This window comes from Aphanizomenon flos-aquae FACHB-1287, assembly GCF_014698755.1.
Lineage (GTDB): Bacteria > Cyanobacteriota > Cyanobacteriia > Cyanobacteriales > Nostocaceae > Dolichospermum > Dolichospermum flosaquae.
In genome coordinates, this window is record NZ_JACJTO010000050.1 from 1 (window position 1) to 12,007 (window position 12,007).

At 37.5% G+C, this 12,007-nt stretch carries 9 protein-coding genes; all 9 read right to left on the bottom strand.

Annotation, left to right across the window (positions count from 1 at the left end):
• Window positions 1-237: 237 nt before the first annotated feature.
• Window positions 238-1,089 (bottom strand): hopanoid biosynthesis-associated protein HpnK, encoded by an 852-nt coding sequence (gene hpnK, locus H6G44_RS17825; protein WP_190387866.1) that lies wholly within the window; start codon window positions 1,087-1,089, stop codon window positions 238-240.
• A 52-nt stretch (window positions 1,090-1,141) separates the two neighbouring features.
• Window positions 1,142-2,608 carry a restriction endonuclease gene (locus H6G44_RS20430; protein WP_242031786.1) on the bottom strand — a complete coding sequence of 489 codons (1,467 nt, stop codon included), beginning with the start codon at window positions 2,606-2,608 and terminating at the stop codon, window positions 1,142-1,144.
• A gap of 43 nt (window positions 2,609-2,651) precedes the next feature.
• On the bottom strand, window positions 2,652-3,725 hold the full coding sequence (locus H6G44_RS17835) for a DNA-methyltransferase (protein WP_190387867.1): 1,074 nt from the start codon (window positions 3,723-3,725) through the stop codon (window positions 2,652-2,654).
• A 98-nt stretch (window positions 3,726-3,823) separates the two neighbouring features.
• Complete coding sequence (gene hpnJ / locus H6G44_RS17840; protein WP_190387868.1) at window positions 3,824-5,284, bottom strand: hopanoid biosynthesis associated radical SAM protein HpnJ; 1,461 nt, start codon at window positions 5,282-5,284, stop codon at window positions 3,824-3,826.
• Between the two features lie 280 nt (window positions 5,285-5,564).
• Window positions 5,565-6,395 (bottom strand): squalene/phytoene synthase family protein, encoded by an 831-nt coding sequence (locus H6G44_RS17845; RefSeq protein ID WP_190387869.1) that lies wholly within the window; start codon window positions 6,393-6,395, stop codon window positions 5,565-5,567.
• Between the two features lie 287 nt (window positions 6,396-6,682).
• Entirely contained in the window at window positions 6,683-9,397 is a 2,715-nt protein-coding gene (locus tag H6G44_RS17850; protein ID WP_190387870.1) for an isopeptide-forming domain-containing fimbrial protein, read from the bottom strand.
• Window positions 9,398-9,414: 17 nt separating this feature from the next.
• Entirely contained in the window at window positions 9,415-9,549 is a 135-nt protein-coding gene (locus H6G44_RS20565) for a hypothetical protein (protein ID WP_276513885.1), read from the bottom strand.
• On the bottom strand, window positions 9,540-9,710 hold the full coding sequence (locus H6G44_RS17855) for a hypothetical protein (protein WP_190387871.1): 171 nt from the start codon (window positions 9,708-9,710) through the stop codon (window positions 9,540-9,542). Before H6G44_RS17855 ends, H6G44_RS20565 begins: the two co-directional genes overlap by 10 nt.
• A gap of 2 nt (window positions 9,711-9,712) precedes the next feature.
• Window positions 9,713-11,893 carry an OmpA family protein gene (locus tag H6G44_RS17860; protein WP_190387872.1) on the bottom strand — a complete coding sequence of 727 codons (2,181 nt, stop codon included), beginning with the start codon at window positions 11,891-11,893 and terminating at the stop codon, window positions 9,713-9,715.
• Between the last annotated feature and the right edge of the window lie 114 nt (window positions 11,894-12,007).

The following is a 12,007-nucleotide window of genomic DNA, read 5'->3' on the forward strand; positions in this document are numbered from 1 at the left end:
CTTGGGAAATGAGTTTATGATCATGGTTAATCAAAATATTTTAATCCTTCGCCCAAAATTTAACATATTTTTGGCTATTTTTATCAGGCTTTTCTTAACATTCAACACTTCTGAATCAGTATATGTTTTTTATATCAAAAAAATAATTTTTTTTAAGTAATATTAAGTAATATTAAGTAATATGACTTATGTACAGCAAAAATTATCTTGTACTATTAAGTTTTATGAATATCTGAATTATAAACAAGTCACTTTTGCACAATTACTCAACTCAAACCCCTTCACAGTCAGCAATTCCCGCACTTTATGACTTAACAAAGCTTTTAATTCTATTTCACCACCGTTATTTATATCTGTATTCACTAAAGCAGGATGAGCATAAATTTCTACTAACTCGGCTTCAATTTGCGGTATCAAACTCAGTAAATATTCTTCACTCATGTTACCAGTTTGTAATAATCCATAAACCCTATCAGCAAATTTAATATTATGAGCTTTTAATAAACTTTCTCCATAATTTCTTAATTGTCCAAACACAATAGACCAAACTATTTTAATTAATAAATTCCGTCTATCAATTTTGAGATTTTTTGTCAATTCTTCTGAAGGTAAACGAATAAATTTAATCTGAAATTCTCCTGCAAATTCTGTTAAAATATTCAAAATAACAGGATGTACATGAAGGTGTAAATGTCCATCAACATGAGACAGATTTAAACCAGAATCACGGAATTTTTCTAATTGAGCAGCTATTTCTAACCGCAATTCTGCACGGGTAGCTTGATTAAATTGATAGTTTAATCCTGCTTGGGTGGGGTTATGGGAAAAATTACCTTGAGAGTCTACTAAATGGGGAATTTGTGCTGGTGGTAAAACAGATTTACCGCAAACTAAAACCAGATGTAAACCAACTGCTAAATGAGGATGATTTTTTGCTAAAGCGATCGCCTCTTGTGCAGCATCACCAGTTACCATTAAACTAGTGCTAGTTAAAATACCTTCTTCGTGAGCTTGAATAATAGCAGCATTCACATCATGGGAAAATCCGAAATCATCAGCATTAATAACAAGAAAATGAGATTTATTCATAGGATTAATTATCCACTAATTGTACTAGAATTGTCTTTTTATAAAAATTATCTTAATCATCTTCTATCAATTCATCTATCGAATCTTCTTCTTGTTCAATTTCATTTAATTCTTCATCTGAGATATCCAGTTCTTTTTTAGAAAATACTCTTCTAGCTTTTCGATCCAAAATTTCTACAATACTTGTTTTATCTTTCTTAATAGCCTCAATATCATCTTTTTGTAACAGAATCATATAATAACGAGATACATCCATCATTCTATAAGCATATTGATAAGCCTCTCTTGTAAACTCTCCAGTCGTCACAATCATAACTACATCTGCCCCTGTAACAAATGTCAAACCTATTTCTTTAGCTAAAACATCAATATCAACTTTAGCTGTATTTTTACATTGAATTTGCCAACGACTATAAACAAACCTATCGGAAGCTGCTAAAACATCAACTTCTCCTTTGCCAATATCTCTATTACGCCATTTTGTAAACCTTAAACTGGTAAGACGAATCATCCAAATTGCTAGAAGTTCTAATGCTTTACCTTTTATATGTTTATCTGGATGATTTAATTCATTGACAACATCATCAAAAGTGCGATTAAGTTCAATCTCTGAAATTCTCGTTTCATTAGCAATAGATTTTAATAATGGTGTTAATATTTCCGTTCTAGCTTTGTTACTTAATCGGACATTATTAGGTTTAGCACCTCTACCATCTGTAGTTTTTTCTGTTTCTATTAACCCAAAATTTACCAGTGGTTGAATTACATCTTTCACTAAATTTTTAGTTGTGAGTCTTAATTTATAAATACTTCTTGTATGTTGTGCTATTTTATTAGCTGGTGTAAATTCTTGTATATTTAAGTTTAGTAGACTCAATAAAAAGTGTTTTTGCTCTGGATTTAGTGCATAAAGTTCATCAATAAAATCTTTATTAATACCTAAAATATCAGAAACAATATCCCAATTAATTTCCGTTTTCCTTTCAAAAACACCTGCTAGAGATAACCAACTTCTCATGGTACTTACAACAGTACCACCAGGAGATATTTTATATCCCCTTTCTTGTAATTCATAGTTAATTGCTTCTAATTGTGGTTCTTCTCCTCGACTATTAAGCGCATCAATGGCTTTTAATAAAGCCATACCTCCTAAATTATTTAATATATGAACTGCAAATTTTTGATTTACACTATTATCAGTATTATATAAAAATTCTTCCGCTAGAGAAGTAAGTTTATATTGACGTGATTCCTGTAAGTCTTCAATTAGTTGATATGCTTTAATTGATAAGAAACAATTCTTTGCCAATTTACCAATATTTTCTGATGCTAGTTTAGATGATGTTTGTTGAGAATGTTGAGAAAAATAACGTTCAGCAATACTAGCTTCTAGAATATCCCGATTGGGTTGACACTTTTTACATAATTCTAGAATTTCAATTAATGAGAATTTCTTTGGATCAAATTGATCTCCATAAGTAAATTTTTTTAATTTTTTGGTATTGTTGTTTGATTCCATTTGCTATTTACCTAACATAGTAAAATTTAATTTGTCAATGCTGTTAAAATAATCCTAACTGAATAGTCTGTGATTTACTAAAAGAATTTTCTAAATCAATAGCTAATAAATCTGCTGGGAGTTCAACAACCAAAGGAGCATTTTTTTCAAATCTCAATTGTGAACTTTTAACATAATTTTCATCTATTTCAAAAGACAACCATTTTCTTTGTAATGTTTCTGCCACTCTACCTGTCATATTAGAACCAGCAAAAGGATCTAAGACAATATCTCCTGGTTCAGTACAAAGATTAATAATAAACTCTGGTAAAGCTTGAGGAAATCTAGCTGGATGTGGTTTAAAACCTTCCTCTTTACAGCGTATTTGATAATAATCATTGGAAGCAGTATTAGAAGCAGAAATCATGTTAACTGCTAAAAATAAATCTTCTGGAATTGGAGTTGGTTGTCCCATTTCCTCTTGATCTATACTAGAACGTCCATCAATAATATTAGGGGGAATAGCACCACCTCTATCATTACTAAATTTATCAGAAATATCATGGCCTGATGGTCTTAATTTAGGTTTATAGCCATTTTTAAGAAGATTTTTCATTGCTTGACTATAAGGTTTTAAAACTCTTCTATTATTAGCTTTAGGATGGGGTTCTTTAGACAGCCACCAAACAGTATTTACAGCATCTTTAACTCTTTCTCTGCGAACTGTTACCCATTCTGCGGGAGTAGGAAGTTTTGCGGGATTATACCAATATAATTCTTGTGCTAAATAAAAACCTAATCCACCCTTTTTTTGTGGTTTACACAGAGAAACAACAAGTTCAAAATGATAAAGAGAACGAACTGGTATTCCCTTAACCCAACTCCCACCAATATCAATTACTAATGAACCTGTAGGTTTGAGAATGCGGTGAAATTGTACTGCAAAATCTTTGAACCATTCTACATATTCATCAGCATCAACGTTACCATATTCTTTTTTTCTAAGTAGTGCAAATGGTGGAGATGTACAAATTAAATCTATACTTTCATCAGGAATATCTGTCATTAATTCCAGACTATTTCCTAAATAAGCAGCGCCAAATTCTGTTTGGTAGTAAGCAGCAAAATTACTTTGCATATTAATTCAAAATTTTGTGTAGTAGTAAGGACGAAATTAACCTCATCCCTACAATTAATTATGATGACAATAAATTAGCCATCATTACATTATACAACCTAAACAACAGCAGTTTTCTTAGGTTGCGCGTGTGCGACTGACTGAGTTCGACGTTCATTCAAATAACCAAAGAACTCCTTACCTTCCCGCAAACGACGCACTAACATTTGTCTATCTCCCAGCATTTCCCGCACAATTGGAATAATTGCTTTAGGACGGAAATAAAACTTGCGATACATTTTTTCTACCGCGTCTTCAATTTCCCCACTGGAAAGACTGGGATATTGCAAAGTTGAAGTTTGAATACCGGAACTTGCTACTAACGACTCATTCGCAAACCAACCATTTTCCCGCGCTTGTTCATACAATTCTGTACCCGGATAAGGTGCAGCAATAGAAACTTGAATTGTATGGGGACTCAACTCACAAGCAAAACGAATTGTTTCTTCTACAGTCTCTTTCGTTTCTATCGGTAAGCCAATAATAAATGTCCCATGGACAGTAATACCCAATTTGTGGCAATTCTTCATAAATTCTCGCGCCACTTCTAATTTAATACCCTTCTTGATATTATTCAGAACCTCTTGATTACCAGATTCAAAACCTACCAATAATAACCTTAAACCATTATCCCGTAAGGTCTTCAGAGTATCATAATCTAAATTTGCCCGAGCATTACAACTCCAAGTTAGATTGAGTCGCTTCATGTGTTTACTAATAGCGATCGCTCGATGTTTGTCAATGGTAAAAGTATCATCATCAAACATATATTCCCGCACTTTGTCACCAAATAAAACCTTGGCTTCCTCCATTTCTCGTCCTACCGCATCCGGGCTTTTATGACGGTATAAATGTCCGCCAATAGTTTGCGGCCACAAACAAAAAGTACATTTCGCTGGACAACCCCGCCCAGTATAAAAAGATATGTAAGGATGTTGCAAATAACCTATGAAATACTTGCTAATATCTAAATCACGGGCATAAACTGGTAATACACTCGGCATAGCGTCCCAATCATGAATTAAAGCCCGCTCCTCCGTGTGATGAATATTACCCAACTTATCCCGATAACTCAAACCCTTGATTTCCTCCCAAGGTTTCCCCTCGGCCAACTCCTTACAAGTATAATCAAACTCATTGCGACAAACAAAATCAATTACCGGATTTTCCTGTAAAGTTTCCCCTGGTAAAACCGCAACGTGCGCCCCCACAAAGCCAATTTGTACATTGGGGTTTTGCTGTTTGATAGCTTCCGCACACTTAACATCATTCTCTAAAGACGGTGTACTAGTGTGCATAATTACCAATTCGTAATCCTTGGCAATTTTTAACACACCCTCCACCGTCTGTCCATGGGGAGGTGCATCAACTAACCTACTACCAGGCACTAAGGCCGCAGGTTGGGCTAACCAAGTCGGATACCAAAAAGAAGTAATTTCCCGTTTTGCTTGATACCGCGCCCCCGCACCACCATCAAAACCATCAAAGGACGGTGGACTCAAAAATAAAGTAGTTTTCATATCTCACACACACACAAATTTTTTACTTTTGACATACTCATTGACCTGAAGGTGCGGTGATTCTTGACACTTCAATGAAACACGCCACAAGTGGTCTTATCGTCTCTCCATGTCCGTTTAAAGTCTCCCAATGCCATAAGGCGACTATGACCAAATTTTAACATAAAGCCGTCCTAGAAGGACGGGGCTTGTGTCCCGTTTTCGGTCAATGAGCTTGGGAATTGCTATATCACCAATTACCCATTACCCATTACCAGTCTCAACCAGATAGCAACTTGAGTTAACTAGCTTTAGCATTCACACCCATGAGGTTTTCAATCAGGGAAACAACATCACTACGGCTGAGTTTTTCCCTACCATTAGCCAAAGCATCCAGAGTACCATGAGCTAAAGCCAGAGGAATTTGGCAAAATTGCAAAGCCGGTCCCATTGGCAAAGATTTGGTATAAGCATCTGCTAAAATCAGATTACGACGGGCATATTTTTGGAGAGTCTCATTATCCCAACCTACTGGGTAAAAACTCACCCCACGACTTAAATCCTCACCACTGTTCCGCAGAATATTCACCGCTTGTAAACCCCTCCCAAACCCTATGGCTTGAGTGCGGTTACTTTCAGTTCCATCATACCAATTCCATAAATCAGACAGTAACAAGCCCACAGCCCCAGCTACACTAAATGTATAACGGTCTAAATCCGTTTCTGTTTTTATTTGCCAATTCCTATCCGCCCAATAAGCCATTCTATCAGCCATGGCCGCAGTTGCATCCCAAATCCGCGGAGCAATGCTTTCCGGTGCTAATATTGACCATTCCCTAATGCGTAAACTCACCTCTTGTAAAGAATTTTCGTAACCTTTAAACCCTACCGCAAAAGCATCCAGCGGAAAACCATCTACTCCCGATTGCAATGTTAAACTAATATTTTGTAACAGGCGTTTTTTAGTACCATTATCCAGATTTGGATCATCTTCAATTTGGTCAATGGCTCGCATACACAAATACGCTGACGCTACCGCCTCCTGTAGTCCTGACGGTAAAATACTAATCGGGATATAAAAAGTTCTACTGGTATCCTTGAGGATTTTTAAGGCATCTCCACGTAAATCCATTTAATTCACTCCTCTCTTAATTTCCACACCACACCTAATTTCCGACTTTTCGATAATACTAGATTTAGTCTTTATTAAACCTTAAAAACCATAGATATCCTAGTATTTATCTAGGAATACATAGATATTATGTTATATTTCATACGGTTTTCCAGTTTATCGAAGTTTAATATAGCATAAGAGATTTTGGTAATAACTGTTTCATTATTTCTGGAGAGGAAATGAGGAATGGGAAGGAAAAAGGGTATAAGTATGTACTGAGATCAGAAAATTGAACATTAAGCTGTTTATTTTACCTTAGCCCTAAAACGAAAGAAACCATAAGCACCTGTTGGCGTTCCCGGTGCTGTGGCCTTGGGTATTCCCGTTGCTGCTGTTGTACCACCAACTACTACGACAACTGCACCATTTGTATTCGTTGCTGTACAGGTTGTACTGGGTGTAGCACCAGCCGCGAAAAATTCACCTCCATCTCCATCCCCTACACCTGTTAATCTCAATAAAGATGCTCCGTTTAAAGGTGTAGCCGGTGAAGGTAAACTACCAATGTTAGTAGAATTCCAACCCAAAACAATACCGAAATCTGACCCTGTATTAGGAGGAATACTAATATCAGTATTGAAACCTGTAGGTACAAACTCAAGACCATCTGGTACTAAATCGCAGATCTTCGTATTCGCTGCTGGCACACCACCCGCAGACAGGAAGTAAATGGTATATTCTAAAATGTCCCCCGGTTCAACTTGACCACCATTAATTTTTCCCCGTAGATAAGTGGTATTACCACTAGGCCAATTACTGCTTACCTGATTTGTTGCGTCTAAAGGATCAAATACATTAAAGTTAGTAGAATCACCATTAAGAGCCGTAATTCTTTTCACTAATAGTAACTTTGGCGGATTATTCACAGATGTAAATAAAGTAGGATCATCATCCTCAGTCTTACTAGGATCATTACCCGTTTCTATACCGTTGTTTGCAATTTGTGTAACAATCTGTCCACCTGTTGTTGGGTTAGTAACACTACCAGCAGTTGATACTGCATCTGTTAAGGTAGTAACAACACTACTTGTATTAGCTGGAGTAAAATCAGCTTTCGCTTGGTTACTAATATTAGCAGCAACAGCATTAACTGTAGCTTGAAGTCTAATAGTGATTGTATCACCTGCACGCAAAGTACCAGGACTAATCAGATTAACATCAGTAGTACCATTGTAACTACCATTAATTCCCAAGGTGTTTCCTGGAGTCTGGGAAACAATGGATAAGCTGTCAGGTAAGTTAGGTACATAAGTCAACTGGGTTGGTAAAGTGTCTTTAATTACAAAGTTATTAGCGTCACCATCACCAGTATTAGTATAAGTAATGGTGTATTCCATCTTATCACCTATTGTCACTGAGCCACTACCATCGGCATCTGTTTTAAATTCTACTTTTTTAGTTCCGGTAATGTTGGGAAGTGCAGCAACAATGACGATTGGAGTAGCAGTTCCGGCCGGATCTAAGAAATATATCCAAGTATCCATACCCCTTAGGTTACCGTACAAGTTTAACCATTGATGCCGTCCAAATGCACTACTGCTACGCCCTTGAAGAGCATTACGGGGATCAGAAGCAATTTCATTTGTATTCCTCCTATCTAAATTAACAGGTGTACCATTTTTAGTTGTATAGTTACTATCGTCGTAGTATACGGTACTGTTGTCTATATCAGCACCATCATAATCTTTCGCGGTATTGTTAAAAGCTCCAGGAGCGTTTTCCATGATGATTCTAAGCCCATTTTGATTGCTCTCAGCGTCTAACAGGGGAAAGTGATATTCTCCAGCAGTAACGTAAATCTTGGCATTATAAATTCCCACAGGTAGAGCAGTATCAGCTTGGTCTCTTCCGTTCCAGTTGACAGTATTTAGACCGGATACTATACCTCCTGTCAAAATGCGGTCATTGCTATTGCCATAAATATTATCCTGGTTAGTATCAATAACAATTTGATATCTACCAAATTGATTAGTAGTGAAGGTAAAAATTCCTCCCTGATTAACTTTAGTAGTGTTTCCAGCTATACCTGTGAATTTAAAATCAGCTGGAGCTTGAGGGAGAATCGCTGTGAGTGGAATCCCTAAACCCCCTAATGTCACGCTATCAGGTCTATTAAAAAAGACTCTATGGGTAACGTTTGTAGGTGTATCTGCAAGTGTTGGTAAATGAAGTCCCACATTACCGTTAAAGTTCAGATCTTCAGTGGGGGCTGTGATAGAACGGTAAAGATTGCTATTATCGAAGTTGTCAATAAATCCTCGATTGTTGCCAAAAAAGATAAAATTCCCAGGGTCAAGTCTATCTAGTATAACTTGATAGCGATACCCATCTTTAGTTTGCACAAAAAGGATGGAATTGAGTCCGAGTTGAGGTAAGGCAATAGTGGAATTACCTCCCATATTCAGGGAGAGATAGCTAGTAAATACCCGCCCCGGTTGCTCAACACCACCACTGGTGACGGTAATATCCCAAGCTGCTACTGTAGCCTCTTGAGTCCCATCTGTGGGAAATTGGACATTATACGCACGAGCTGGAGGATTAGCCGTTGAAGTCTCCGACGGACCATGAAACTCAACTTCATAAACACCTGCTGCTGGGGCTGTTATTGTACAAGGAGTGTAACCACCAGCAAGAGGGAAAGGACCATTGCTTTCTTTAGCGAACGTGTTAATAAAGCCAAAGCCAGTATCAGATCGAACATCGCAAGAACCTGTAGTTCCACTGGGATCTCTATAGACAATATCTTGTGTACCACCACCAAAACTTGTATGCACGCTAGAGCCAAGGTTAATGGTTTCTCCTGCTTGCACGTGAACTTTTAGGAGTGTTTTTCGGGGAATATCAGCAATGCTGACACCGGGTAACCATTCGGTGTAGGGTCTGTATCCGAAATTCTTAACTAAATCTCTACTACCTTCAGCGCTTACAGGTTGTAGGCTTTGTCCCCATACACAGATCATAAAAGCCAGACTGGTAATTAATTTCTTGGTATAATTTCCCGGAGGGCGTTTTGTTTTTTTTTAGCATAAGTTTTGTTGTTCGTTGTCCGTTGTTCGTTGTCCGTTGTTCGTTGTTCGTTGTTCGTTGTTCGTTGTTCGTTGTTTATGACCACTGACCACTGACCACTGACCACTGACCACTGACCACTGACCACTGACCACTGACCACTAACCACTGACCACTAACCACTGACCACTGACCACTGACCACTAACCACTGACCACTGACCACTGACCACTGACCACTGACCACTGACCACTGACCACTGACCACCTTTATTCCAACTGCAAATCCTCTTCTTGTACAATTACTTCTATACCGCGAATATCTTGGAAAATAAACTCCGCGCGACGGTTACGAGCATGATCTAACTTTTCGCTTCCGGGGGTTAATAGTTTACGTTCACCAAAAGAACGAATAGTCATCCTTTCTGGGGCTATTCCTTGACGAATTAGATAGTTTCTGGTAGATTTAGCCCGATTTGCTCCCAATCGCATATTATATTTATCATTAGCACGAGTATCCGTATGTCCATAAATTTCTACAACAATTGACGGATTATCACGTAAGACCTGGGCAATTTTATTTAAAACTTTCGCACTGGCAGGACTAATATTATACTTATCTAAAGCAAAGTGGACATTTTTAGGAACTTTAAGTTTGACGGGAGTAGGTGGTATTTCTGGTGGTATTGTGGGTGGTATTGTGTGTGGTATTGTCGGTGGTATTGTGGGTGGTATTTCTGGTGGTATTTCCGGTGGTGGGGTGAGACATTGAAGACTAGGAACTTGTAGACCATTGACAGAAGAATTAATTCCTCCAGCCAAATCACGAACCAGAGAGGGAAAAGCCGGTTCAGAAGTCCCATATTCTGGTAAAGTAGCGATCGCACTAATACGATCACCTCCTTGTAAATTAGCCAAACTTATACTAAACTTACCTTGTTTATCGGCCTTACCAGCAGCCAAAAATTTATTTAAAGTCCCATAATTATCCTTACCACTAACCAAATAAACATCAATTTGAGAAAAGGGGTCAGCCATACCATCAATTTCGACAGTAGAACCCAGACCTGAGAAAAATTCCCGACTCAAAAATCGTGGAGTATTAATAGCAGCATTAGCCGTATCTAAACGACGATTAGATGAATTGCGCTGTGGGTTTGGACCATCTCCATTTTGCCAGTGTTGAACCTCAATGTTCTCAACATTATGAAAAGAATTGAGGTCAATACTCAACCCCTCCAAATTCCAAAACTGATTATTGAGAATCATATTTTTATCACTTTTAGGATAAGAACCAACGACAATTCCCGCTCCAGCTTGATAACTAATCTGATTATCATATACTTGATGATTATTGCCCATGAGATAGATAGCTGCTCTTCTCAATCTCCGAGCATTGGCTTTAATTTGATTTTGGAAAATGCGAGTAGAACCCTGAGTTTTAAATAAAAATACCCCACTACCATCATTACCACAAATCAGATTTTTACTAACTTCTGACCCATCAATCATACCATCTAAGCGAATTGCATCTGGCATTCCGGCCATACCATTAGCCGTGATAATATTTTCAGTAGTTTTGAGATTCTTAGCACTAATTCCTGTAATTATTGCACTACCATCATGATAGGAAATACGATTACGATGGATTTTAGTGCCCACACTATTAAATACATATACCCCAAAAGCAGAAGTTCTAGTCGGGATATTTGCCTCCGGGGTAATTCCTAACCAATTATTTTCAATAACAACATTTTCAGGAGGGGAATTATTTTCAGTTTCTGTAATTTTATCCCCATAGGGTTTTAATTGGAAGGTAAGAGGTAGAATGAAAGAATGAGCGATAAAAATATCCGCTGGAGGAGAGCTTTCGGTGTCGCGGTGAGAGGAATTAAAACCATAAATACTTAAACCACGAACTGTGACATTATTAGCGGTAATGGTCAAACCTCGATAAACTTCTGCTCCGTTAGCGGGTGTAATACTAACTACTGGTCTAGGAACTGCAATTTCTGTAGTTGGTGACTGCTTTTGATTATATCCTGGCTGAGTTGTCCCATCAATAATTAAACCAGGAATAGATAGAGGTGGTAAGACTTCTTGTAGATAGATTGTAGTTTGTTTAGGGGGTAAATTAAACCCAATTTGTGAATATTGACTAGGGCTAACTTGAGCTTTTTCAATATCACTTAACTGATTTATATTCAAACTACCATTAACCAGAGAAATCGCCTCACGCAAAGTCAAAACAAGATCAGGAGTTACGGGACTATCTTCATTACCATTGACGATTATTTTTAGTCCTTTATTTGTAGATTGGGCTAAAACTGTCAGCGGTAGAGAGATTAATAATAACGCCAAAAAACACAATAATTTAAAAGACTTTCTGCGGACAAGAGAGCGCGGAGAAGTCACCGTAGACCAGATAAAAATTAACTTTAATAAAATCATACTTTGTTGTCCGTTGTTATTTGTTCCTTGTCATTTGTCAGTTGTTCGTTGTTCGTTGTTCATGACCACTGACCACTAACCACTGACCACTGACCACTGACCACTGACCACTGA